We start from the raw sequence: 24,443 nt of genomic DNA on the forward strand, positions 1-24,443 counted from the left end.
GCATATCGGTCATGCGGCTTCTTGCATAACGTCTTGTGGCGCTTTCTCAAAAGGCGGAGCAACGAAAAACATCGCAACGGACTCGTCCTGATTGAATTCCGTACACATTACCGGCTGCTTCAACATGGCACTTTGCATTGCCGACAGAGCGAGCATGCCGACGCCGTTCGCTTTGCCAAAATCGCCGAGGACGATGGCCACATTGGTCGCTTTCTCCAACGGGTCGACATTCATCTTGTGATGGTTCATTGCCGTCGCGGTCGCCGCCAACCGCGCGCCCATGACGCTGACACTCCCGGCGTTGTGAATCAGCCAGCCGCATTCCGCCTTGTCTTCAGCCCTGTTGGCACTGTCGGATGCGGCCGGTTCGCCTACCGCTTCGCCATCAGCAATTGACGGCTGATCCGGCCAACCGGCATGCGCTTTGGCGCGCTCCAATAAAGTGCTCAGCGCGTTATGCAAGGCCGGCGGGCGCGCCGGGGCTTCGGGCTTGAGGACGATGGCAGTGCCGCGCCGGATCTGCGCCATGACAGGCAGCTCTATCAGCTGTTCTCGGGCCGCATGGTAAGCCTCCGCTAGTAGCTTGATCGCCAGCTGCTCGGCCGATGGGCGTCCAGAATACCTATTTTCTTCTTGCGTGCTTTGCACCGGCAGCGGTGAAAGCCCCGCCGGGGTCATCAGCAGGGCGATCACGCCTTGGCCTGGTGGTCCAGCCCATCGTTCCTGCGGCGTGGCGCCGGAACCCGTTTTCTGTGCCTGTACCAGCGGTGAGTCGAAGGCCAGAATCACTGCGCCAGGAAGGGCAGAATCGTTTTCGAATACCGACAGCACGGCATCTGCAATATTGCCGTCAACATGCAAGAGGCGAATAAAAGCAGGGTCATTCGGGACTGTGGACACAGGCTCCATTGCTTCCGCAATTTCTTTACGGATGCGGCCCAGTCCAGCGGACATCTGTGCCATGTCAATCTGATCCGACGCCACGACATAAATCGGCAATGCGATGCTCGCGGGGCACTTATCATAGAGATGCTGAAGTGTGTCGTATATCAACGGCGCAAATCCGTCGACAGCCAAGGCCGGATCGGCCTTCTTCATCGCCTCGAATACGTCCGACTCATCGCCTTTAGGCTGGGCAAGTTGAAGCACGACGTTGGGCAGATCAATATCGAACAACGTCTCCGGCGCCAGCGCCTTGGCTTGCATGACGATCGCGCGGCATTCGCAATGAGAACGACGGCTGGAGCATTCCTGTTCGTGGCGCAATTGGGCCGCCTCCATGTTTGCCTGTTGTTTGATGGCCGCCTCGTCTTCCTTTTCCTGGTCCTCGCTCCGCCACTGACGAAGCAAGCGCCAGCCACCCCAGGCCAGCAATGGGGGCGCCACGTGCATGACGATCAGCACGACTGCACTCCACCGCGCGAAGTTGAGAGTGATGCCGAACCATAGGATGGCTATCCACGCTACAGCTGCGACGAATAGGATAAAGAGATTGATTAAGAGACTGGTGATCACGATAAAGTCGAATGCTAATGATTAAACCGGAGCGAAAGAGTAGTCGGACGCACGACGGGGCCTGAGGGTGTGATGCAGGATGAACTCGTTACTTCCGTATCAACTAAAAAGGCCACATCAACGTTTGCCGCGAGAACTGGCGCGGCGCGGTTTCTTGGCTGACTTCTTTTCGGTGGGCAGGGCAGGCTTTCGGTCAAGGGTAGGCTTTCGGTCGCGTAGTAGGGGATAATCATCGAGCCGCTTCAAGAGTTCATTCCTCGCCGACTCATAGTCCGGAAAAATATCTTCCCAATTCGTTTTCCTCATCATCGGCGTACCGTCAATTTCATCTTCGTGTTGGATTCCGATAATGAATCCGGTTTTCGCCTCGGCAATGTGGAAATCATATCGAAATCCATCCTGATCGCGGACGCTTTCAAGCGGCACCGATTCGAAAACCGGAAAATTACGCGCGTAACGCCTGTCTTTTGCACCGAGTAAATATATCCACAAAAAAATACATGCGAACACTGCCACCATTGCAAGGAACATTCGCCAACCAATCATCAAAAAAAGGCCAATGGTTATGAGCGGGGCATAGACGAGGAAAGCCCGGTAGCTTAAAAGAAAGAAAAGACTGATTAAGGAGCCGGAAACAAAGAGCGCAGTTCCTGTTAATTGATAGTTGTCCATGAAAAAAAGGCTTTACTCGGCGGTAGATTGAGATCAATGGTGCTTATTTTTCATTGAGTTTTTGGATCATCAAATCAGCTTGCCAAGCAAATTTCCACCCCGTTTTTCCAAGATTCATGCTCCCAATTTTTAAAAGATCAATATTATTTGGCTGTGGAAAATTGAATATTTTGAAAATTGCTTCTGCATAAAAACAGGTACATTTGAATGTGCGGTATGTCCAGATTTCCATTGTGAAACTTAGGAAAAAAGTCCCTAATATAAAAACTGAAGTCAAGATCAACTGATCCATTTTTCCAATATTTTCATATTTCCCATCATGCAATCCCAAGAAATAAGATATTGCAAGAAAAAGAATTGAGCCTGCCGAAGCTAACCGGCTTGCGGTACGCATGCAGCTTTTAAAGAAGGCGTCTTTGCCCGCAAATACGTTCGGTGGCATATAAAATTGCCCGCTTTTTGCCTGCATGATGGCATGTAAATAAAATATGTCGCCTCGCTGTGACACCACAGCCTTAACCGGTTCGCCATTCTTGAACTGGTCGGCATGTTGCAGGGTGCCGCATACTATATGCTCACCTAATGCAGCAGCAAAGTTGTACGTGTCTTCTCCATCATACAACGCCAACGCGGCGGCATTGGCTACCACGCCGTGCATGCCACCGACCACACCGGCTGCCCCACTTGCGACGTTTTTTGCTTGGCTATTTTTCTCGATTTGCGCCATCAAATTTACGGCGGTGCGGGCGATTTGCAATTCACTAAGTGTGCCTTCAGCTAGGAAGAGTTTTTCGCCGTCGAATGTCACCAGCGGTAAGTCGGTATTCATTGAAATTCTTCACCTCTTGTGCTATATGCAATGCTTGAATGCGAACTTGAATGCAGAAGTAGGCAGCATGAGGCCAATATTTTTATTTTGCATTGAGTTTCTGGAGCATTAAATCTGCTTGCCATGCATGTTTCCACCCTGTGCTTTCATGATTCAGGAAACCCACTTTGGTGAGGTCAATGTTATTTGGCTGTGGGAAGTCAAATAGTTTAAAAATTGCCTCTGCATAACTCCCGGTATATCGAAAACTGCGGTATGTCCAGATTTCCATAATAAAACAAACGGAAAAACTCCCTGCTATGACGACTGAAGTCAATAGCAATTGTTTTTCTTGATTAATATTTTTATATTTACCATCATATAGTCCAATTGAATAAAATGCCGCAACGCAAGCAATTGATGTTGCTATAGTTAATCCATTGGCCACACGCATGCAGTGTTTTAAAAACGCCCCTTTGCCCGCGATTACATTCAAAGGCATATAAAATTGCCGGGTTTTCGCCTGCATAATTGCATGGACATAGAGCACATCACCTCGTTGTGACACCACCGCTTTGACGGATTCGCCATTCTTGAATTGGTTGGCATGCTCCAAGGTGCCGCATACGAAATGCTCTCCTAGTACGGCGGCGAAGTTGTACATGTCTTCGCCATCGTACAACGTCAACGCAGCGGTATTGGCAACCATGCCGTGCATGCCGCTGACCACACCGGCAACGCCGCTGACGAGGTTTTTTACTTGGTTGTCTTTTTCGATTTGCGCCAGCAAATTTACGGTGGTGTGGGCGATTTGCAATTCACTGAGCGTACCTTCCACGAGGAAGAGTGTTTCGCCGCCGTACATCGAGGATGGAGACTGTGTCATGGGACCATTGCCTGATAGGCTCTTTCAAGTTCTCCTAGCTCTTAAATGCAATGCTTTAGTGCCACCTTCAATCGCATAGGGGAGACTGGTCGTCGCCGACTATTTAGTATCGAGCTTTGGGAGTAGTAAATCCGCTTCCCAAGCCCTTTTCCACCCCCGTATTTTTAAAGTTAATGCTGCCTACCTTAAAGAGGTTAATTTTATGGGGTTGGGGGAAACCAAATACTTGAAATATTGCTTCCGCGTAAAAACCGGTATATCGGAAGGTGCGGTATGTCCATATTTCCATAATAAAACAAAGAAGAAAACTCCCCGTGATGACAACTGAAGTTAGCATCAACTGTTGCATGCGATTAAGGTTGTTGCCCTTTTCATCATATAGGCCGAAGAAATAAAATGCCACAATGAACACGATGGAAACCGCTATAGCCGATCTATTTGCCACACGCATACAGCTTTTAAAAAATGCTTCTTTACCGGCAAATACATTCAAGGGCATATAAAAATGCCGAGTCTGCGCATGCATGATGGCATGGACGTAGAGCACATCTCCTCGTTGAGACACCACGGCCTTGACAGGGTCGCCATTCTTGAACTGGTCGGCATGCACTAGGGTGCCGCATACGATATGCTCACCCAGTGCGGCGGCAAAGTTGTGCGTATCCTCTCCATCGTACAAGGCCAACGCAGCAGCATTGGCAACCATGCCGTGCATGCCGCCAACCACACCGGCTGCCCCACTTGCGAGGTTTTTTGCCTGGATGTTTTCTTCGATTTGTGCCAGCAAATTTACGGTGGTGCGGGCGATTTGCAGTTCACTTAGCGTGCCTTCAACGAGGAAGAGTGTTTCGCCCTCATACGTTGCAGATGGAGAGTTGATAAATGGTGTCATTGGGCGATCGCCTTATAAGCTTTTTCAAGTTCTCGTAATTCAATAGTTGCATCGGGATAGGGCTTTTCGCTAAGCCAACCTTTGCTTCTGTCTTTTCGGAAACAACAGGCTTGACACCAATTTTCCAGATCGTCGTCCATGATCCAACAGCGGTAAATAACTTCTCCCGCCGTGAAAGCAAAACCGATCAGATTAAATCTTGCCAGCCGGATGAGCCAGATGGTGCGTGCAGCCATAAATTTTTCTGCATAAAACATGCCTTTTGTAAGCAATGGGGCGAAGCGTTTAGCAATGACGGTGCCGTTTTCTGATATGCGTGTCAAGATAGGAACGGTATAAGAGAAGGCTGCGATTAAACCTATTCCGGTAGTTAATAGACTCACGCCTGCTCGAGAGAAATATAAGCTTGCCAATACCCAGTTCGTTCTATCCTTTTTGGCTTCTGTCACTCCTGAATATATGTCTAGCAGCACCGAAGTCGCCCCTGCCGCCGCACTGAAGGTTCCTGCAGCCATTTTGAGCCCGCCACGAATCAGGTCCGCAGCCGTATCCACGGTCGCGATACTCTTGAGCGGTGCAATCTTCACAGTCGCCATACTCTTGAACGGTTCAATTTCGCGAAGGGATTTGGTAACGGCATACACTAGATCAAGCGTCATGCCGATAAGCGAAAATGCGGAGGCGACCACTTCGGCCTTGCCGCGATAGGTCAGCTCTTTGTTATCGGTCAATTTCAAGGTCAGCGCCAAGCCTTCGATGGACATGAGCAGCACCCCCATGCGCGCCTGGCGGAAGTTATTAGTTTCAGGGCGCTTGCCCTTGTCCAATTCGTCTAGCGCAATTTTGACTTTGTCCCTGACTTTTCTTTGTTCATCGCGAATCAAGACCTCGATCGGGTCCTCCATAAACAATTGTCGCGGAGTGCGGCCAGCTTTTTTCGCAGCATCGCGCTCGGCCAGTTCAAGGTTGCGTTGTGCGGAACGTTTTCTGTAGCCTTCAGCTAGCCTGTCTGGCGGCACCTTGAGCATGAATGCTTCAAAACTGATTTCTTCCGCCAGTTTGCCGAGCCTCCCATAAAGCATCATGCCTACAACGGCCTGAATGCCTTTATCCATTTTCCCAGCCTTGTTGGACAAGGCTTGTGACCATTCGGCAATCCTGGCGTACATTCTCCCTTCGTTGCTGCGATGGAAGGTGGAAAGGTTGTGAAGGCGATCGCCGGATTTGAACTCGATCGAACCGCTTTGAACACCTTTAACCACTTTATCGCGCAGCCATTCGTCCCATGCTGAATCGGTTTTCTTCAGCACGTCAATCAAGCCCTTGCCAGCCTTGAGCCACGGTGCGCTTGCCACAGCACCTAAACTGCCCGCCGTCGCAACAAGTTGCTTGGCCTCGGTAAAAGCTTTGGCGGCTTCTTCTTCCAGCGACTTATGGTTATACAAATTGGCGCGCATGTAGAGGTTTTTCCGCTCCACCTTGCTCACATTCATCCATTCAGCCAATTTGGGTTTGTTCTTATCAATGCCAAACATGCCGAAGGTGCATACAGAGTGTTCTTGCGTAAAGCAGAAACCACTCCCCAGGTTGTTGGGGTCATATGTGTCAAAGGCATCAACCAGCCTGTCAGCGACAAGCCATTGCAGATGATCGTCTGTGCGGCTGTCGGCTTTTTTTCCGCAAGCTTCGGACAGTGCAGCAAGATCGTCTCCGAACTTTTTGATGCCGTCCATATCGAGCAGCTTGGCATACTTGTTTTTCCATTCGCGCTCTGCATCGGCACCCGACAGTATTTTCTGGCGATTGGCTTCGCGGGTTGCATGACTTCTCTTTATGTCTTCTTCGACTTTTTCTGCCTCTGCTACCCGACCCATACTGCGCAGATTTTTGGCGGTATTTTCCCGGAAGTCCGGCATGTGGCGAGAATCCATAAATTCGACCTGTTTTTGAGCCAAGCCGATGCCGTGCTGCATAAAGCCATATTTGATGTCTTCGATGGCATGTGCCACGTCCATCTTGCGTCTGTTGTCGACGCCTTCGCTGTCCTTTGTCTCAAGAAACTGTTCGATTGGTTCTAGCGCAGCATTCCTGAAATTATTGAGTTCCTGTGTAATGCCGATATAGTCGTACACGACGAAGCTTGCGGCACCACGGTCGCGCATGCTGAGATAAAGGGGCGTCAGCCGATCCGCAGCGGGGATTGCGCCCACTAGGCCCAAATCGGGCTTAGGAGATGCGGCCGGCGGGAACAACTGGTTTTCAAGGCCGGGGCCCAGCCGTGATTGCCACAATTCCTGCTTACCTTGCTTGTGCAGTATCCATTCCGTGGTGTGCGTGTGCATTTCGTCAGCCTGCATGGCATGCGGCTGGTTGGTCGATCCTGCCAGCCATGCCTTCGGATTGAAGACTTGCATCTTCCCTTGTCGGGCCAGTTCCGTTGCGTTTTTCTTGTATTCGTCCAGCTTGGCCTTGGTCATGGCAGTGGGCGTAAACAGGAAGTAGACTTTTTCGATCTCGCTGGCGTGCTCAATCGAGATCATCGACGCGTCGATGCCGCAGCTATTGGGCGCGCAGGTGAATTCGACCTTGGTCTGAGGTGGAACATCCACCGGGAATTTGTAAAGGTAAGCGTCTTTGGTGACCTGATAGCCTTCCCAGCTTTTGATGCCCTCTCGGTCGATCAATACGTATAGGTAGCCGGCCCGCAGCATTGCCGGAGCATACTTGCCCTTCGTAAGGACCAGGTCGCTTACGCCTTTGCCAAGGGTCGACGGCAGCGCTGGAATGGCGCGTAAGGATGCCATGTCGTCGGCAAGCGCCACGCTGTAACGCAGCGGCAGGATCATCAATCCTTTTTTGTCGCAAAATTTGCAGTCTTTTTTCATCAGAATTATTTGTTGGCAGGTGTTACTCGTGCTGGGCGGCCGGCGATACAAGCGCGATGCCAGCGGCTTCCAAAACGTCTCTCAGTGCGAAGGCGCGTTCGCGCACCAGGTTCAGTGCGCGCTGCCACTGCGGCTGGCGCAGAATGTTCTCGCTGCGACTGATAACGTGGCAAGCCAGTGTTGCTCGATCTTCCTTCGTCGACAATCCGCAGGCGTGGGCGGTCTTCAAGGCCGCATGCAGCGCAGCTTCGGTCTTTTCATCCAGTGCATATCCCTCCTGCCATAGCGTGTGCAATGCGAGGTTGAAGGTTTCGATCTCTTGCAGGGATGCCGATTGGGCGCTGCTGAGGCTCATGCGAACATAAGCAGGTTTGTCGGGCTGGGGGCCGTAGTCTTGCGCCTTGAGCGCAATGCGCCGGTCGCTCCAGTGCGGGTAGGTCCAGTAGTCTATGCCATTGAGCAGTTGCGCCATTTCCGCCGGCTGAAGCAGACGCGGCAAATGGTGCATCACGCGCGGATCGAAGAACCGGAAAAAAACACGTTTGCCGGTCTTGATGCGAAGATCGAGCTGGCGGGTCAGGTGCCCGGCGAGTTTTTCACATGGCAGATGGCTGAACAGGAAGGCGCAAATCGCTTGTCCTTGTCCAGGCCTTTGCGCTTCCTCTGCGGCGAGGGCAAGATAGCTCTCGATGAGGCTTGATGCATCCACCGACAGGCGCACCAGAAGCGGCGCCTCATCGGGAATCGTCATAAACAGCGGATCGATCAGCGGCAACGACTCTGCCAGATGGCCTTTCAGTGCTTTCAGTTCTTCGCGCAAGGGAAAGCCGCGCATCCGGTCGATGACGATGTCGCAGTGTCCGTATTCTTCCAGATGCGTGTGGAAAGACGTGGCGATATTGGGGGACGGGAATGACATGGCAACCTTACCTTTCTACAAAGGCTGCACCGGCGTCACTCGCACCTGATAATTTCATCTTGCACGGTTTGGCCGTTCCAGTGGGCAGTGTCAACGACGTGCTGCTGCTGGCCGGTCCCGCCAGGTCAAAGTCCGCCGCCTTGAGCGACAGGGCGCCAGGGTTGTGGATATCGATCCGGTTGCCCACATGGATCAACCCGCCTTCTCCCTTGATCCAAACTCCTTGCTCCGCCTCGATAATGTATTTGCCCCTGGTCTTGAACACGATATCGCCGTTCGATTCGACCTCGTATTTGCCCGCCAGCACGCGCTGCAGCATGTCGCCCTTGGCGACAGTGGTCTTGAACGTGTATTTGATCTTCGCCTTGCCGCCGTCAATGAACAGGCTGGCCGACTCGCCGACATTGTGAATCCAACGCCGCCCTGTCGTCTGGTTTGTGTCGCGTTGCGCTACCTGGTCGAGGTTGGTGTTGGCCGCCATGGTCACGCTGCCCTGGCTGGTCAAGGCTGTGCCATCGGTGGAACCGAGCATGAGAATGCCTTGCTTGCCGCGCTGCCCGCCCTGTCCGCTGCTGCCCTTCGGGTCGGTATTCCAGCCCCGCTCCAGATTGTCGACCGCTTCCTTTAATTGGGTTTGATGACCGGCATCGGTCTTGGCGCCGGGTTTGCTGTCTTCTTCGACCAGCATGTTATCGCGGCCCGTTTCCGGCAGATTGGCTTCGACTTCGCCGGCATGATCGCCTTGGCGCTGCACTTGGTCCAGTGCTGCGGTGAGCACTTGAATAATGGCTTCGCGCATCAATTGCGGTCCGGAGCCGCCTTTTTGCTGTTCGGCCGTCAGCAGCAGGGAACATGCGCGCAAGGCACCGGCAGCTTCGCTCGCCACTTCAAATCCTTCACCTCTCGGTTCGGCTTTGCCGTCGGCTCTCGGGTGCGTCAAATAGCCGAGATTCAGCTCGGTGTTCCCGTGTTCGCTCGCCAGTTGTGCACTGATCTGGCCGTTGGTATCGTCCAGGCGCAGCTGGTTATGGCGGGTTCCTTGCAGCTCCTGGCTCAGGAAGCCCGACAGCGATTTATTGCCGGGCAAGCTGCCCTGGCGGCTGAACCTCGGCGGCAGCGCGCGGCCGTTGAAAGCACTGCCGACAATAATCGGCTTGTCGCAGTTCCCATTAAGAAATAGAACAGTCACTTCGTCGCCAGCCCGGGGCAGGGCAATCATGCCGTAGCCTTCCCCGGCAAAGGGCGTGGCTACGCGCAGCCACGCTGAGCCAGGAACGGTGCTGTGGGCGATTGAATCGCCGCCGCGGGTATCAGTGCGGCTGCCGGCTTCGATCGTGTAGCCCGGAAAGCGGACCTTGACGCAGCCCAGTTCATTGCACAGGATTTCATCGCCTTCGGCATCCCCGGCGACCACAATGGCGCTCATGGGATGGACGGCCGGCAGATCGGTGCGCGGATCGTAGGACGGGACGATCGGAATGCCGCGCCGAACGCAAGTGAGGCGGTTGCTGTAGCGCGCGTTGCGTTCGCCGCTGGCTTCTTCTAGCGCTGCGGGGTCGAAGCCAGTCGCCGATGCTGTGTTCCAGCCGTTGCGGGCGAACAGGCGGCGCGCCTTGTCGCTGAGATCCGGGTGGACGTTATTTTCTGCGGTGACGTGCAGTTCAGTGATGACGAATTCGCGTTCTTCGGCCGGGTGGGCGTCGATTTCGGCGTGGCCGGTCAGGCTGAATGAGGCACCGACGCAGGCAGTGCGCTGGTCGGATTCGGCATAGAATTTCTTGCTCTCGTATTCATGGTGCTGGATGCGCAGGCGTGTCAGGTACTGAAAATCCGCGCTGTCTTCCCCAATATGCGGCGCCTCGACCAGGTTGTCGGTGAGGCTGACGGCGCATTGGTTGCCCAGCTCGCCTTGGTCGAGGGCGGTCGGGTCGCTGTAGGAATCCAGCTGCACCGTCTTGTAATCCCAGGTGTGGCGCGTGATGTTGCCGGGCGCGAGGGTGCGGGTCGCACTCCAGGCGGTGACGCTGTCGGCTTTTTCGGTGCCATCGGCGCGGTGGAAGCGCCAGACAGTGGCGTCTGCCTGAGGGAGCGTCCTGACGTCGTCGAACATGACCATGACATGGGTGGGTACGTGGTCGCTGCCGGAGTTGCTGGTGGGGCCGGGGCGGGTGAACCAGGCAATGCCCCGCCGGCTAAGCAATCGTCGGATGAACTGGGAATCGCTTTCGTTCGCCTGCATGGTGAACGCCCGCGCCGGATGCTTGGCGGCGCTCACGCCCGATAAGTCGAAGCTGAAGGTGCGCGCAGCACGGGGTTGGTCTGGCGCCATTCGCTCAAGTTCTGCTGAACAATATCGACTTCGCTCATATTGACGAAGACGCGGGTGTTTGTGTGCAGCGCCTTGAAGGCCAGGGCATCGCGCATGACGAGTTCATACGTGGCCCAGCCGCCGTCGCTGTGACCTTCCGTGGCGCTTTGGACGATGCCGCATACGGAGCGCAGGGCGCCCGCGGCGGTGACGAACTGCACTTCGGCAGGCATCGCGACGAATTGCTTGAGGGGCAAGCCGGCTTGGGTGGAAACACAGAGCAGGCGATATTCGATACCATCGCCGCACATCGCTTCGACGCCGCTCACGCATTGGACCATGAGCATATCTTCGGCGGCGAGGGCGCTACCTTTGGCGGGGAACAGGCGCAGACGGATGGGGCGGTTGGCTTGGGTGAAGCGGTCTCGTGATGCGAATGGATCGGACAAGTCCATGGAACTCCGTTTAAGTCAAATTGAGCGCTTGGGTCGTCAGGCGGCTCAGGGCAAGATATTTCTGTCGGTCAACTTGCAACTTTAGCATGATATAAAAAAAACAGCTCGCACAGTACGAGGCTCCCGATCCACCGGACTGGACGCGGCAGCGGGCATACGGCTTCAGGCCTAAATGTCGGAGGCGGATTGTGATGGAATGGCAGGCGGAGACAGCGCAAAACGACTGGAAACGCGCTTGGCCTTGAGTTGCGGGATGTATGAGGTGAGGGGGAATGCGGTGAGAGTGCCGATTGGTCCCCCCGACTGGAATCGAACCAGTATCCCACGCTTAGGAGGCATGTGCACTATCCATTGTGCTACGGGGAGGACGCAAAGCGAGCGCAATTATAGCTGACAGGCTAGCAACAGGTAAAATGCTTGTTTTTCTGTCCCTATTTGCACCCCATGGCTGTCATTTCCTTAACATCCGCACAACTGGCTTTTGGCCACCACGCCCTGCTGGACCACGCTGAATTTTCCCTCGAGACTGGGGAGCGGATCGGCCTGATCGGGCGCAACGGCACCGGCAAGTCCTCCTTGCTGAAAATTATCGCCGGCATGCAAAAGCTGGATGACGGCCTGCTGGTGATGCAGCAAGGCCTGAAGATCGTCTACGTGGAGCAGGAGCCGCAATTCGAGACGGGCCATACCGTGCACGATGCCGTCGCCGCGGGCTTGGGCGAACTGCCGACGCTGCGCAAGGAGTATGACGCGCTGACCAGCCAGTTCGGCCAGGGCGACGATGACAAGCTGATGGAGCGCATGCACGACATCCAGGTCCTGCTGGATGCCGGTGATGCCTGGAACCTGGATAACAGGGTGGAAAACGTGCTGGGCCGCCTGAACCTGGATGGCTCGGTGCTGGTGGAAACCCTGTCGGGCGGCACCAAGAAGCGTGCCGCGCTGGCGCGCGCCCTGGTTGGCGCACCGGACGTGCTGCTGCTGGACGAACCGACCAACCACCTGGACTTCAGCTCGATCCAGTGGCTTGAGAGCCTGCTGCGCGATTTCAAGGGCAGCATCCTGTTCATCACCCACGACCGCTCCTTCCTGGATAACGTGGCGACCCGCATCATTGAACTGGACCGCGGCATCCTGCTGTCCTACCCTGGCAACTTCAGCGCCTACCAGACGCGCAAGCAGGAGCAGCTGGCGATCGAGGAAGTGGAGAATGCCAAGTTCGACAAGGTGCTGGCGCAGGAAGAGGTGTGGATCCGCAAAGGCGTTGAAGCACGCCGCACGCGTAATGAAGGTCGGGTGCGCCGCCTGGAGCGCCTGCGCGAGCAGCGCTCTGCGCGCCGCGACCAGCAAGGCCAGGTGCGCTTGGAAGTGGGCACTGGCGAGCGTTCCGGCAAGATCGTGGCGGAACTGGAAAACGTCAGCAAGGACTTCGGCGAGAAGGTCATCGTGCGCGACTTCAGCGCGATCATCATGCGCGGCGACAAGGTCGGCTTGATCGGTCCGAACGGCGCCGGCAAGACCACGCTGCTCAAGCTGATCCTCGGTGAAGAGCAGGCTGACGCCGGCACCATCAAGCAGGGCACCAAATTGCAGGTGGCATATTTCGACCAGATGCGCGCGCAGTTGAACGACAATGCCACGCTGGCCGATACCATTTCGCCCGGCTCGGACTGGGTCGAAATCAATGGCCAGCGCAAGCACGTCATGAGCTACCTTGGTGACTTCCTGTTCGAGCCGCAACGCGCGCGCTCGCTGGTGAGTTCGCTGTCCGGTGGCGAGCGCAACCGCCTGCTGCTGGCGCGCCTGTTCGCCAAGCCTGCCAACGTGCTGGTGCTGGACGAACCGACCAACGATCTCGACATCGACACGCTGGAACTGCTGGAAGAATTGCTGGAGGATTACGCCGGTACCGTCTTCCTTGTCAGCCACGACCGCATGTTCCTCGATAATGTCGTCACGCAAGTGATCGTTGCCGAAGGGCAGGGCAAGTGGAAAGAGTATGTGGGCGGCTACAGCGATTGGGAACGCGTGCGCGACGCCAGCGTTGCCGCTGCACCCGCGCCGAAGAAGGCTGAAGCAAAACCCGCCGCAGCACCGGCCGCGCCCGCGGCACCGGCGCCAGCCAAGGCAAAAAAACTCAGCTACAAGGAACAGCGCGAGCTCGAAGAATTGCCGCAACTCATTGCCAAACTGGAAGACGAACAAACCGCGCTGAACCTCACGCTGTCCGATCCGGACTTCTATAAGAAGACGCCAGCGGAAGCGAAGCGCCTCAACGAACGCATTGCGCAGATTGAAGAAGAGCTGATGGCAGCGCTGGAGCGTTGGGAAGCAATCGAATCCCGCAACAACGTTTGATGTAACTCAATCCACTCTTTGCACTTTCTCACTTTCGTGCGCTTGCGCACGATTGCCCGCTGTAATATCTGACAACCTTAATGCCGAGGCAGTCCTGCTTCGGCATTTCCAACGGGAAGGCAGATATCGTGACTTTACAGCAGCCACCTAAGCGCATTTCCCAACAGCCGCAGGCCAGCGCGGCTGCCGCGCCTGTGCTCGCACTGCGCGCCCGCAGCGGCGCCATGCCGCGCGTGCTGCCGTTTGCCACCTTCATTATTTTCATCATCTTCGCCGACGTGCTTGAACGATTCGGTGCGCACGCTAACACCATGCGCTGGCTGTATCCCGCCAAGATTGCGCTGGTGCTGGCAATGCTGCTGGCGTGGCGCAGGCATTACCGCGAATTGCGCACGCTGCCTGCCAGGCGCGACGCCTTCGTTGCCGCCGGCATCGGCGCCGGTGTCTTCGTCTTATGGCTTGCACTCGATGCGAGCTGGATGCAGATTGGCGCTGCGCGCGGTTTCGATGCCGCCGGCAGCGATGGCCGCATCGACTGGCCGCTGGTTGCCGTGCGTGCATTGGGCGCGGCCCTGGTGGTGCCAGTGATGGAAGAACTGTTCTGGCGTTCCTTCCTGCTGCGTTGGCTGGAACAACGTGATTTCCTGTCGTTGCGTCCGGCAGCTGTCGGCCTGCGTGCAGCAGCGATTTCGATTCTTCTGTTCGGTATCGAACATAACTTGTGGCTGGCCGGCATTGTCGCGGGCCTTGCCTACACCTTGTTGTACATGCGCAGCGAAACGCTGTGGACTCCCGTCCTGGGGCATGCCGTGACGAACGGCTTGTTGGCTGCCTGGATCATGGTGACCGGCAGCTGGACCTATTGGTAGTGTTACATAAGGCTAAAAATAATATGCGCATCCTGCCAACTCCATTGGCGCTGGCTGCCGCACTGGCGTGCAGTCCTGCGCAGGCGGACATCAGCGAAACCTTCAAGCCCTTTATCAGCGTGGGCCAGACCTACGACGACAACCTGCTGCGCCTGCCGGACAATACGCCGGACGGCATCCAGCGTTCCGACCGCGCCACGCAAGCCATTGCCGGCATTGCGCTGGATCGCCCCATCGGGCGCCAGAAGATTACCGGGCAAGCGAAAGTCTCGCGCGTGACTTTCGACCACTACGACCAGCTTGATTACAACGGCAAGGATTTCAGCCTGGACTGGGCCTGGGTGGTGGGCAACCACTTCGACGGCAATATCGGCGGCAGCTACCAGCAGGTGCTGACGCCGTTCAACGATTTCCACTCGGAAGAACGCAACCTGCGCACGCAGCGCCGCGAGTACGCCAACGGCGGCTGGCGCATGCATCCGAGCTGGCGCATTTACACCGGCTTCCAGCGTGACCGTTTCGACTACGAGCTGGAAGCGCAAAGCCTGAACAACCGCAAGGAAGACCGTAGTGAAGTCGGCATCGACTATCATGCGTCGAGCGGCAGCAGGGTAGGCCTGGTGGCACGCCATATCAAAGGCAACTTCCTGAACCCGCGCCGAATCGGAGCCACCTTCCTCGACCAGAACTATACGCAGGATGAGCTGAAAGCCAATATCAATTGGCTGTACAGCGACATCACGCAGTTGCAATTGCTGGCCGGCTACGCCAAGCGCAAGCACGATACCTTTACCGAGCGTGACACCAGCGGCCTTAACGGCCGCGCCACGCTGAACTGGCGGCCGCGCAGCAAGCTGCGCTTTTCCGCCGAGACCTGGCGCGAATTCGCGGCGGTGGAAAGCATCGTGGTCAACAACAGCGTCAACAAGGGCGCCAGCCTGAATGCCACCTGGGACCTCTCGGCCAAGGTGCAGGCCAACGCCGGGATCAAGCGCGAGAAACGCAAATTCGAACGCATGCCCTACGTCACCTTCAATGGCGACCCGAGCGATACCACGCGCAGCACCAATGTCGGCGTGGTCTACCAGCCCTGGCGCAAGGTCCAGCTGAGCGTGACCGGCTTCAAGGACCGCCGTACCGGCACGCCGCTGATCGGCACCGGCAGCTACAAGGCCAAGGGCGTTTCCTTCATGGCCACAGTGCAGTTCTGATGACAAGGAGCGACGATGACGGTAAACGATATTCCCCTGGTCTCCTTTTTCCAGCGTGTGCTCGATCCGCTGATCATCATGGGGATGCTGTACGCCACGTCGATGGTGTATGGGGAGCCGTTTACCGGGTATTCGCTGGTGCTGATGGTACTGGCTTTCTTCATCTCGTCGGCGGTGTACCAGCACGTCGATCCTTACCGCACCTGGCGCAGCGGACGGATCACCGCCTATGCACGCGATATCTTCATGGGCTGGATCGTCACCGCCGTGATCCTGGTCTTCCTTGGCAATGTCAGCGGCCTTGCTTACCACTACGATGAGGCCGTGGTGTTCAGCTGGTTCCTGGCGACGCCGTTCGCGCTGCTCATGAGCCACCTGGCGGCCCGCCATGTCGGCACCGACCCGGCCAAGGAAAGCGAGGTGCGCTCGGTGGTCATCGTCGGCGCCAATGAAGTGGGCACCAAGTTCGCCGCCACCGTGGAGCGCATGCCCAACCTGTTCCTCAGCGTGCGCGGCTTCTTCGATGACCGTACTGCCGACCGCCGCAAGTCGGGCCTGTCGCACCCCGTGCTGGGCAATATGGGCGAGGTCGCCGGTTTCGTGCGTGACCACCACATCAAGATGATCTTCATCAGCCAGCCGATTTCGGCCCAGCCGCGCATCCGCAAGCTGTTGGACGAGTTGCAGGACACCACGGCCTCGGTCTATTTCCTGCCCGATATTTATGTGTTTGACCTGATGCAGGCGCGTTTCGACAGCGTGGGCGGCATGCCTGTGGTGGCGATTTGCGAAACGCCGTTTGTCGGTTTCGACGGCATCGTCAAGCGCGCCAGCGACGTGCTGATCGGCAGTGCGATCCTGATGGCGCTGGCGCCGCTGATGCTGGTGATTGCGCTGGCCGTGTGGATCAGTTCACCAGGCCCGGTGATTTTCCGCCAGCGCCGCTACGGCCTGTATGGCGAGGAAATCATCGTCTACAAATTCCGCTCGATGCGCGTGACGGAGGACGGTCCGGTGGTGAAGCAAGCCACTGCCCATGACGCGCGCATCACGAAGATCGGCGCCTTCCTGCGCCGCACCTCGCTGGATGAATTGCCGCAATTTATCAACGTGCTGCAAGGAACGATGAGCATAGTCGGGCCACGCCCGCATGCCGTTGCCCACAACGAACAATACCGCAAGCTAATCAAGGGCTATATGTTGCGCCACAAGGTCAAGCCGGGCATTACCGGCTGGGCCCAGGTCAACGGCCTGCGTGGTGAAACGGAGACCCTGGAAAAGATGGAGGCGCGCATCCGCTATGACCTGGACTACCTGCGCCACTGGTCGCTGTGGCTCGACCTGTGGATCATCTTGCGGACAGTCAAGGTGGTGTTGAAGCGGCAAAACGCGTACTGAGTCAATCGTGCGCGCTGGTCGCGCTATTAGAATGAGTTGCAACAGTCGAGGGAGGATATTTTGAAGCACATCAACCCGAATATGGCTTTCGCGGGCATGCTGGTGGTCCTCGTTTCCGCCTGCAGCAGCAAGGCGGAACAGAAACCGGGCCAGGCCCTGGCCAACGTCAATGGTGAGGAAATCACCGTGATGCAGTTGAACGACGAACTGTCGCGCAGTAACGCTCCGGCCGCGCAACAGGAAGCCGCGCGCAAGCAGGCACTGGAGGCCCTGATCGACCGCCAGTTGCTGATCGGCGAAGCGGCGAAAGAGAAGGTCGACCGCGATCCGCGCGTGGTGCAGGCGATCGAGAGGGCGCGCTCGGTGATCCTGGCGCAAGCCTATATGCAGAAGCGCCTCGGCACGCCGGCCAAGCCGACCGCGGCGGAAGTGGAAGCCTATTACAGCCAGAACCCGCAATTCTTTGCGCAACGCAAGCATTTCGACATGCGTGAAATCATCTTGCCGACACGCGAGGTGAACGATGAGTTGAAGGCGGTAATGGACAAGACCCGTTCGCTCGATGAGGTGGCAGCCTGGCTCGACCAGCACAAGGTCAAGTACCAGAAGGCGCAACTGAGCCGCAGCGGCTCGGAGCTGCCGCCGGAACTGTCGGCCAAGTTGCTGGCGCTGTCGAAGGGCCAGCTCTTCATCGTGCGCGAGGGCGAGCGCAGCATGCTGGTCACCATTGCCGATATCCGTTCTTCGCCGGTGGAACTGGATGCGGCCAGGCCGCAGATCGAGCAATACCTGGTCGCCAAGAAGGGCAAGGAGTCGGCCGAGGAGGAGGTCAAGCGCCTGCGCGCCAGCGCCAAGATCGCCTATATCAACCAGCCCTCGCCGGTAGCGGATGCGGGCGCCCCGGCCACCGCACTGGAACGTGGTGTGGCCGGCCTGAAATAATACTGGATCGAGGAGCAATCATGAAACGACTACTGATGTGGATGGTGGCGATGGCTTTCGTACTGGGTGCAGGCTTTGCACAGGCGGCCGACCTGACGCTGGGCGCAGGCGACGTGATCAAGGCTTCCGTGTTCGGCAACCCGGACATGGCGACAGAGACCCGGGTCAGCGAATCGGGCAAGATCACCTTCCCCTTGCTGGGGGAAGTCAAGGTCAGCGGCATGACAGTGCAGCAGGCCGAGCGGGCGATTGGCGAGCAGCTGGTCAAGAAGGGCTACCTGAAAACGGCGCAGGTCAGCATCATCGTCTCGCAGATCCAGAGCGCGCAAGTGTCGGTGCTGGGCATGGTGAACCGTCCGGGGCGCTATCCGCTCGATGGCGGCAAGCGCGGGGTGATGGACATGCTGGCGCAGGCCGGCGGCTTCAATGCCGATGGCGGCGATACCGTGAGTGTGGTGCGCACCCGCGATGGCAAGACCACCAAGACCGTGATCGACGTGGTCGACATGGTGCGCAATGGCGCGCTGGACAAGGAGATCGAGCTCGGCCCCAACGATGTGATCTATGCCGAGCGTTCGCCGCGCTTCTACATCTATGGCGAGGTGCAGCGCCCCGGTTCCTTCCGGCTGGAGCGCACCATGACGGTCAGCCAGGCGCTGGCGGTGGGCGGCGGCCTGACCCCGCGCGGCACTGAAAGCGGCATCAAGATCAAGCGCCGCGGCGGTGACGGCACGGTGCAGGTGATCGCCGCCAAGAACGAGGACGTGGTGCAGACCGACGACGTCATCTTCATCAAGGAAAGCTGGTTCTAAGGAGGTGTCATGAATTTCGCCCAGTTCCTGCTGATCCTCCAGGCGCGCAAGAAGATCGTGCTGCTGACCTTGCTGGTCACGGTGGCCGCCACCCTCGTAGTCAGCCTGCTGCTGCCCAAGACGTATGAGGCGACCAGTTCGCTGGTGATGAATTACAAGGGCGTCGATCCGCTGACCGGCATGGCCCTGCCGGGCCAGCTCTTGCCCGGCTATATGGCGACGCAGATCGACATCATCAGCAGCAAGAATGTCGCGCTGCGCGTGGTGGACCAGCTCAAGCTGGCCGAAAGCCCGGCCGTCATCGCCCAGTTCAATGAGTCGACAGGCGGCAAGGGCACAGTGCGCGATTGGCTGGCCGACCTGCTGCAGAAGAAGCTCGATATCGTGCCGGCCAAGGAAAGCTCGGTGCTGAACGTCACCTTCAAGGCTTCCGATCCGCAGTTTGCCGCCGCGGTGGCCAATGCCTTCGCCGACGAATACCAGAAGATCAATGTGCAGCTCAAGGTCGAGCCGATGAAGAAGGCCACCAATTATTTCAACGCACAGTTGAAAGTGCTGCGCGATAACCTGGAAGTGGCGCAGGCCAAGCTGTCGAAATACCAGCAGGAGCACGGCATCGTCAGCGTCGACAACCGGCTCGACGTCGAATCGATGCGCCTGAACGACCTGTCGGCGCAATTGGTGGCGGCGCAGTCGCAGGCGATGGAAGCCAATTCGCGGCAGTCGGTGGCGCGCGGCTCCGGCAGCGCTTCGCCGGACGTGACGGCCAGCCCGGTGGTGCAGAACCTGCGCGTCAACCTGGCGCAGCAGGAATCCAAGCTGGCGGAAATGGGCCAGCGCCTGGGCCGCAACCACCCGCAATACCAGAGCGCCGCGGCCGAAGTGGCGCGCCTGCGGGCCGGCCTCAATGAGCAGACCGCCCTGGTTACTTCCTCGGTCAGCAACAACGCCAATGTCTTTGCCCAGCGCGAAGCAGCGTTGCGCACGGCGCTGGCCGACCAGAAGACCAAGGTGCTGCAGCTGAACCGCCAGCGCGATGAAATGAATGTGCTGAACAAGGATGTCGAGAGCGCCCAGCGTGCCTTCGACAATGCCTCGCAGCGCTCTTCGCAGACCCGCATCGAGGGCGGCTCCGACCAGTCCGACGTGTCGGTGCTGAACCCGGCCGTGGCGCCGATCGAGCCGGCTGGTCCGCGCGTGGTACTGAACACGGTGCTGTCGCTGCTGCTGGGGAGCATGCTGGGCATCGGCATTGCGATGCTGTCTGAAATGTTCGATCGCCGCGTGCGGTCGGAAGCCGACCTGGCCGAAGTGGTGCACATTCCGGTGCTGGCCACGATCGACTGGAATCCGCCGCGCCAGCGCCGCTTCGGCCTGCCGCACCTGCATGCGCCGCGCACGCTGCGGCTGAACTGAGGAGGTGCTGATGAACAGCCCATTGCATTTCAATCCCGCCTCGCCGCACGGCGTGGGCGATGCGACCATCGGCGCCCTGCTGCAGGAAGCGGGCAAGCTGACGCCGGAAAATACCGATGCCGTGCTGCGCATGCAGGAGGAAACCGGCGTGCGCTTCGGCGAGGCGGCGCAGGCGCTGGGCATGGTCAGCGCGGCCGACATCCAGCAAGTGCTGGCGCGGCAGTTCGACTATCCCTATATCCCGGCCGGGGAAAAGTATTTCTCTTCGCGCCTGGTCGCTGCCTACGATCCCTTCAGCCGCCAGGTCGAAAAGCTGCGCGCAGTGCGCGGCCAGCTGATGCTGCGCTGGTTTGCACGCGGCCACAAGTCGCTGGCCATCGTCGGCGTCGAGCCGGGTTCCGGCACCAGCCTGTTCGCCGCCAACCTGGCGGTGGTGTTTTCGCAACTGGGGCAGAACACGCTGCTGGTGGACGCCAACCTGCGCCAGCCTTCCCAGCACGAGATCTTCAACCTGCAGGGCAAGACAGGGCTGTCGGACATGCTGGCCGGGCGCGCCACGATGGCGGCGGTGACGCGCATCGACGCGTTCGAATCGCTGTCCGTGCTGGGCGCCGGCACGCTGCCGCCCAATCCGGCCGAACTGCTGGCGCGCAAGGACTTCACCGGCCTCAATGCCCAGCTTGAGGCGCTGCACGATGTCGTGTTGTACGACACCTCGGACGTGCTGACGGCGCACGACTCGCTGCCGGTGATGGCGCGGGCCCACGGCGTGCTGCTGGTGGTGCATCGCAATGCCACCTCGCTGTACGAGGTGGCGGCGCTCAGCGAGCAGGTGCGCTATGCCGGGGCCGAAGTGGTAGGTTCCGTGCTGCTGGAGTTCTGAGTGGACCCGGGCCTGGCCATCCGCCCCCAAGCCGCAGCGCGTGCGGCCCTGCGCGATGCGCTGCCCGATTGGGCGCCCGTCCTGGCCGGCATGCTGGTGCTGTATGTCCCCACCTTCTATCGCCTGTTCACCGGCTTGTGGGCGACCGAGGAGCAGGCCCATGGGCCGATCATCCTGCTGCTCGCGCTGTGGCTGATGTACCGGCAATGGCCGGCCATGCAGGCGCGCGCCGACGGCCAGCCCGCCGCTGCCGGCTGGCCGGTGCTGGGCGTGGGCCTGCTGGCCTATATCCTGGGCCGCTCGCAAGGCATCATCGCCTTCGAAATTGCCTCCTTCGTCCTGTTGCTGGCCGCGGTGCTGATGCTCAAATGCGGCCATGGCGCGCTGCGCGTGCAGTGGTTCGCCTTCTTCTTCATGGCCTTCATGGTACCGCTGCCCGGGCCCCTGGTCGGCATGCTGACCATGCCGATGAAGATGGCGGTGTCCTGGGCGACGGAGCACATGCTGTATGCGGCGGGCTATCCGATTGCGCGCAGCGGCGTGATCCTGCAGGTGGGCCAGTACCAGTTGCTGGTGGCCGATGCCTGTGCCGGGCTGCAGACCCTGCTGACGCTGGAGGCGCTCGGGCTGTTTTACCTGAACGTGGTGCGGCATTCCTCGGCCTTCCGCAACGTGGCGCTGGCGCTGCTGATCATCCCGATCTCCTTTACCGCCAACGTGATCCGCGTGATCACGCTGTCGCTGGTGACCTACTACCTGGGCGATGCGGCAGGGCAGGGCTTCCTGCACGGCTTTGCCGGCATGGTGCTCTTCATCACGGCGCTGCTGCTGATTATCGGCGTGGACGCCTTCCTGCAATGGTTCGTCAGGTGGCGAAACTCATGAAAAAATCAATGATGGTGAGCTTGGCGCTGGGCGCGCTGATGGTGTGTTCCGCCGCGCTGACTCGGGCCTTGACCCCGACGGCGCGCATGGCCGATGCGGCTGGGCGCTTCAGCCTGGAGCAGATGGTGCCGCGCACCTTCGGCGAGTGGCAGGTCGATACGCGGGTGATGCCGCTGCAAGTCGATCCCGCCACGCAGGCCAAGCTGGACAAGATCTACAACCAGACCCTCGGCCGCACCTATGTCAACCGCAATGGCGAGCGCATCATGCTGTCGATCGCTTACGGTGGCGACCAAGGCGACAATATGGGCGTGCACAAGCCTGAGGTCTGCTATACGGCGCAGGGCTTCACCGTGCGCGATGGCCGGAAAAGCAGCCTCGATACGGGACTCGGCGTGCTGCCGGTGAAGCGCTTGTTTGCCGTTGCCGGTGCGCGCCAGGAACCGATTACCTACTGGATCACGGTCGGGCGCAAGGCGACCATGCCCGGCGTCGACCAGCGCCTGCAGGAATTGCGCTACGGCTTGAGCGGCACGGTGCCGGATGGCATGCTGGTGAGGGTGTCGAGCATCAGCGCCGATTCCGCTCCGGCTTACGCGCTGCATGACCAGTTCGTACGCGCACTGCTGTCTGCGCTCGACAAGCCCGCGCGCGAGCGCCTGGTCGGCGTGTTCGAAGGATAGGGGGCGACGATGCGCATGCCATTGTTCCACCGGGCTGCAGCGGGAACTGCCGTCGCCGCCGGACCGCGCGCGCTGGTTCGTCCCAATCGCGGGCTGCCGCTGATGCTGCTGCTCCCCTTCCTGCTGCTGGCGGTCTTCGTCGGCGTGGTCGGAGGGCTCGATTCGCCGCCGCTGGTGGCCATCGTCGGCACGGCCGTCTTGTCGGTGCTGATGGTGTTCGTCCTGCCGCTGCATGGCATGTTCTGGTGCCTGTTCGTGCTGACCTTCCTGCTGCAGGGTTCGGCCGTCTACTTCCTGAAATTGCGGCCGGCCGCCTGGCTGGCCTTCGGCCTGGCCATCTTGTTCTTTTGCCGCGCACTGCTTGACCTGGTGGTGCACAAGCGCGAGCAGCAGCGCATGCGCAAGGGCGACGGCTCGACCGTTGAGCTGGCGGCTGTGTTGTTCGTGGCGGCCTTCGTGATCAGCCTGGTGTTCAACCGCGTGCCGAAGTCGCAGATCTTCTCGGCGGCGAAAGCCATGCTGCCGATGTTTTCGGTGCTGTTTGCCCTGTACTGGTTTCGCTGGAAGGAGCAGCACCTGGAGCTCAGCTGGCGCATGATGTTCTGGGTCGTGCTGGTGCAGGTGCCTGTGGTGCTGTACCAGCACTTTTTCGTCGCCACGACAACCACCTTCGATTCCATCGTGGGGACCTTTGGCGGCACGCCTGGCTTTGGCGGCAATAGTGCAATCATGGTCTTGTTCACCGTGCTGGCCATGGGCTATGCCGCTTCGCGCTGGAACGCGGGCCAGATGTCGGGCAAGGCGATGTGGGCTTTCCAGGCGACCGGCTTTGCCATCATCCTGTTGGGCGAGGTGAAGGCTGCTTTCGTCTGGTTGCCGCTGGTGCTGGCCTGGGTGCTGCGGAAGCGCATCCTGCGCAGCATCGGCGCCTTCATCGGCTTTGCCGTGCTGCTAGCAGCCTTCGTCGGCACCACGTACACCGTGTACGAAACGCTGTACTGGGGCAAGAAGGTGCAGTCGGCGCATAGCATGGCCGAAAAGCTGGACCGCGGCGGCGGCTACTTCTTCGACCCGAACAACGTCAATTACCGCACCGGCGAGATCAGCCGCGCCGCTTCGCTTGCGCTGTGGGCGCATGACCCGCTGGCTTCGGTGCCGCGCCGCCTGGTCGGCTACGGACCGGGCGCCAGCAAACCGTCCGGCCTGCTCGGCGCGGGCGAGGTCGCCAAGCGCTACCAGCCGCTGCATCTCGATGCCACGGCGCTGGCGATCCTGCTCTGGGATGTGGGCCTATTGGGCGCTCTCGCTTATAGCTCCATGCTACTGTTTTCACTGCTAGCTGCCTGGCGCTACGTGCGCCGAAAACAAGGTAGCGTGGCCCAGCTCGCGCTGGCAGATACCTGTGTCGCAGCCATGCTGCTGTTCCTGATGATGCTCGTATATAACCGCGCGCTGATGGATGAACCCACCGCCCAGCTGCTCCTGATGATGTGCATGGGGACGATTGTCCAGTTGTGCCGTTTCGGCTCGTCCCAAGGCTAGGGGATTGTGTCATTTCTGAGCGACACTGTTACAAAAATTTTGTCGCACGGAAACGAATTTGTGAAATGCGTGATGTTAGACTTTCCTTGTTGTGCCGGATCAAA

General features: G+C 58.6%; 20 protein-coding genes and 1 tRNA gene. 11 read left to right on the forward strand and 10 right to left on the reverse strand.

Annotation, left to right across the window (positions count from 1 at the left end):
* Positions 1-9: 9 nt before the first annotated feature.
* The 10 genes from ACN9MY_RS10705 to ACN9MY_RS10750 form a co-directional block, all read right to left on the reverse strand.
* A complete protein-coding gene (locus ACN9MY_RS10705; protein ID WP_426337296.1) occupies positions 10-1,515 on the reverse strand; it encodes a hypothetical protein in 1,506 nt (501 codons plus the stop codon).
* 117 nt (positions 1,516-1,632) lie between these two features.
* Positions 1,633-2,187 carry a hypothetical protein gene (locus ACN9MY_RS10710; protein WP_426337297.1) on the reverse strand — a complete coding sequence of 185 codons (555 nt, stop codon included), beginning with the start codon at positions 2,185-2,187 and terminating at the stop codon, positions 1,633-1,635.
* Between the two features lie 43 nt (positions 2,188-2,230).
* On the reverse strand, positions 2,231-3,016 hold the full coding sequence (locus ACN9MY_RS10715; RefSeq protein WP_426337298.1) for a putative type VI secretion system effector: 786 nt from the start codon (positions 3,014-3,016) through the stop codon (positions 2,231-2,233).
* 82 nt (positions 3,017-3,098) lie between these two features.
* The gene (locus ACN9MY_RS10720) at positions 3,099-3,881 is read right to left on the reverse strand and encodes a hypothetical protein (protein WP_426337299.1); all 783 of its coding nucleotides are present in this window, start codon (positions 3,879-3,881) and stop codon (positions 3,099-3,101) included.
* Positions 3,882-3,984: 103 nt separating this feature from the next.
* A complete protein-coding gene (locus tag ACN9MY_RS10725; protein ID WP_426337300.1) occupies positions 3,985-4,773 on the reverse strand; it encodes a putative type VI secretion system effector in 789 nt (262 codons plus the stop codon).
* Positions 4,770-7,658, reverse strand: a complete 2,889-nt coding sequence (locus ACN9MY_RS10730) for a T6SS effector BTH_I2691 family protein (protein ID WP_426337301.1) — start codon at positions 7,656-7,658, stop codon at positions 4,770-4,772. The genes ACN9MY_RS10725 and ACN9MY_RS10730 overlap by 4 nt, the downstream gene beginning before the upstream one ends.
* Positions 7,659-7,680: 22 nt before the next feature.
* Positions 7,681-8,577, reverse strand: a complete 897-nt coding sequence (locus ACN9MY_RS10735) for a DUF4123 domain-containing protein (RefSeq protein ID WP_426337302.1) — start codon at positions 8,575-8,577, stop codon at positions 7,681-7,683.
* 7 nt (positions 8,578-8,584) lie between these two features.
* Positions 8,585-10,906 carry a type VI secretion system tip protein VgrG gene (gene vgrG, locus ACN9MY_RS10740; RefSeq protein WP_426337303.1) on the reverse strand — a complete coding sequence of 774 codons (2,322 nt, stop codon included), beginning with the start codon at positions 10,904-10,906 and terminating at the stop codon, positions 8,585-8,587.
* Positions 10,849-11,340 carry a contractile injection system protein, VgrG/Pvc8 family gene (locus tag ACN9MY_RS10745; RefSeq protein WP_426170519.1) on the reverse strand — a complete coding sequence of 164 codons (492 nt, stop codon included), beginning with the start codon at positions 11,338-11,340 and terminating at the stop codon, positions 10,849-10,851. Before ACN9MY_RS10745 ends, vgrG begins: the two co-directional genes overlap by 58 nt.
* Positions 11,341-11,631: 291 nt before the next feature.
* Positions 11,632-11,706, reverse strand: a tRNA-Arg gene (locus tag ACN9MY_RS10750).
* A 78-nt stretch (positions 11,707-11,784) separates the two neighbouring features.
* Here ACN9MY_RS10750 and ACN9MY_RS10755 point away from each other — a divergent pair.
* The 11 genes from ACN9MY_RS10755 to ACN9MY_RS10805 all read left to right on the forward strand — a co-directional run bounded on the left by ACN9MY_RS10755 (position 11,785) and on the right by ACN9MY_RS10805 (position 24,339).
* Positions 11,785-13,698 (forward strand): ATP-binding cassette domain-containing protein, encoded by a 1,914-nt coding sequence (locus ACN9MY_RS10755; protein ID WP_426322302.1) that lies wholly within the window; start codon positions 11,785-11,787, stop codon positions 13,696-13,698.
* 128 nt (positions 13,699-13,826) lie between these two features.
* A complete protein-coding gene (locus tag ACN9MY_RS10760; protein ID WP_426170534.1) occupies positions 13,827-14,567 on the forward strand; it encodes a CAAX prenyl protease-related protein in 741 nt (246 codons plus the stop codon).
* 23 nt (positions 14,568-14,590) lie between these two features.
* The gene (gene epsL, locus ACN9MY_RS10765) at positions 14,591-15,778 is read left to right on the forward strand and encodes an XrtB/PEP-CTERM-associated polysaccharide biosynthesis outer membrane protein EpsL (protein WP_426170535.1); all 1,188 of its coding nucleotides are present in this window, start codon (positions 14,591-14,593) and stop codon (positions 15,776-15,778) included.
* Positions 15,779-15,793: 15 nt separating this feature from the next.
* On the forward strand, positions 15,794-17,176 hold the full coding sequence (locus ACN9MY_RS10770) for an undecaprenyl-phosphate glucose phosphotransferase (RefSeq protein ID WP_426170537.1): 1,383 nt from the start codon (positions 15,794-15,796) through the stop codon (positions 17,174-17,176).
* A gap of 60 nt (positions 17,177-17,236) precedes the next feature.
* Entirely contained in the window at positions 17,237-18,118 is an 882-nt protein-coding gene (locus ACN9MY_RS10775) for an EpsD family peptidyl-prolyl cis-trans isomerase (RefSeq protein WP_426170538.1), read from the forward strand.
* A gap of 20 nt (positions 18,119-18,138) precedes the next feature.
* On the forward strand, positions 18,139-18,930 hold the full coding sequence (epsE, locus tag ACN9MY_RS10780) for a polysaccharide export protein EpsE (RefSeq protein WP_426170540.1): 792 nt from the start codon (positions 18,139-18,141) through the stop codon (positions 18,928-18,930).
* A 9-nt stretch (positions 18,931-18,939) separates the two neighbouring features.
* Positions 18,940-20,346: a chain length determinant protein EpsF gene (epsF, locus tag ACN9MY_RS10785; protein WP_426170541.1), complete on the forward strand. Its 1,407-nt coding sequence runs from the start codon at positions 18,940-18,942 to the stop codon at positions 20,344-20,346.
* Between the two features lie 10 nt (positions 20,347-20,356).
* Entirely contained in the window at positions 20,357-21,229 is an 873-nt protein-coding gene (epsG, locus tag ACN9MY_RS10790; protein WP_426170543.1) for a chain length determinant protein tyrosine kinase EpsG, read from the forward strand.
* Positions 21,230-22,114, forward strand: coding sequence for an exosortase B (gene xrtB / locus ACN9MY_RS10795; RefSeq protein WP_426337304.1), 885 nt, complete (start codon positions 21,230-21,232; stop codon positions 22,112-22,114).
* Positions 22,111-22,797 carry an exosortase-associated protein EpsI, B-type gene (gene epsI / locus ACN9MY_RS10800; RefSeq protein ID WP_426322308.1) on the forward strand — a complete coding sequence of 229 codons (687 nt, stop codon included), beginning with the start codon at positions 22,111-22,113 and terminating at the stop codon, positions 22,795-22,797. Before xrtB ends, epsI begins: the two co-directional genes overlap by 4 nt.
* A 9-nt stretch (positions 22,798-22,806) precedes the next feature.
* The gene (locus ACN9MY_RS10805) at positions 22,807-24,339 is read left to right on the forward strand and encodes a hypothetical protein (protein ID WP_426170548.1); all 1,533 of its coding nucleotides are present in this window, start codon (positions 22,807-22,809) and stop codon (positions 24,337-24,339) included.
* The last annotated feature ends 104 nt before the right edge of the window (positions 24,340-24,443 follow it).

The organism is Pseudoduganella sp. R-31 (genome assembly GCF_049913235.1).
In the GTDB taxonomy this organism is placed as follows: Bacteria; Pseudomonadota; Gammaproteobacteria; order Burkholderiales; family Burkholderiaceae_D; genus Rugamonas.

Excerpts from the sequence above, each read along its gene's own strand:
- vgrG (WP_426337303.1), bottom strand. The coding sequence starts at position 10,906 with ATGGCGCCAGACCAACCCCGTGCTGCGCGCACCTTCAGCTTCGACTTA.
- epsE (WP_426170540.1), top strand. The coding sequence starts at position 18,139 with ATGAAACGACTACTGATGTGGATGGTGGCGATGGCTTTCGTACTGGGT.
- ACN9MY_RS10735 (WP_426337302.1), bottom strand. The coding sequence starts at position 8,577 with ATGTCATTCCCGTCCCCCAATATCGCCACGTCTTTCCACACGCATCTG.
- ACN9MY_RS10755 (WP_426322302.1), top strand. The coding sequence starts at position 11,785 with ATGGCTGTCATTTCCTTAACATCCGCACAACTGGCTTTTGGCCACCAC.
- epsI (WP_426322308.1), top strand. The coding sequence starts at position 22,111 with ATGAAAAAATCAATGATGGTGAGCTTGGCGCTGGGCGCGCTGATGGTG.
- epsF (WP_426170541.1), top strand. The coding sequence starts at position 18,940 with ATGAATTTCGCCCAGTTCCTGCTGATCCTCCAGGCGCGCAAGAAGATC.
- ACN9MY_RS10720 (WP_426337299.1), bottom strand. The coding sequence starts at position 3,881 with ATGACACAGTCTCCATCCTCGATGTACGGCGGCGAAACACTCTTCCTC.
- ACN9MY_RS10725 (WP_426337300.1), bottom strand. The coding sequence starts at position 4,773 with ATGACACCATTTATCAACTCTCCATCTGCAACGTATGAGGGCGAAACA.
- ACN9MY_RS10710 (WP_426337297.1), bottom strand. The coding sequence starts at position 2,187 with ATGGACAACTATCAATTAACAGGAACTGCGCTCTTTGTTTCCGGCTCC.
- ACN9MY_RS10715 (WP_426337298.1), bottom strand. The coding sequence starts at position 3,016 with ATGAATACCGACTTACCGCTGGTGACATTCGACGGCGAAAAACTCTTC.
- epsG (WP_426170543.1), top strand. The coding sequence starts at position 20,357 with ATGAACAGCCCATTGCATTTCAATCCCGCCTCGCCGCACGGCGTGGGC.
- ACN9MY_RS10770 (WP_426170537.1), top strand. The coding sequence starts at position 15,794 with ATGACGGTAAACGATATTCCCCTGGTCTCCTTTTTCCAGCGTGTGCTC.
- ACN9MY_RS10745 (WP_426170519.1), bottom strand. The coding sequence starts at position 11,340 with ATGGACTTGTCCGATCCATTCGCATCACGAGACCGCTTCACCCAAGCC.
- ACN9MY_RS10730 (WP_426337301.1), bottom strand. The coding sequence starts at position 7,658 with ATGAAAAAAGACTGCAAATTTTGCGACAAAAAAGGATTGATGATCCTG.
- epsL (WP_426170535.1), top strand. The coding sequence starts at position 14,591 with ATGCGCATCCTGCCAACTCCATTGGCGCTGGCTGCCGCACTGGCGTGC.
- ACN9MY_RS10805 (WP_426170548.1), top strand. The coding sequence starts at position 22,807 with ATGCGCATGCCATTGTTCCACCGGGCTGCAGCGGGAACTGCCGTCGCC.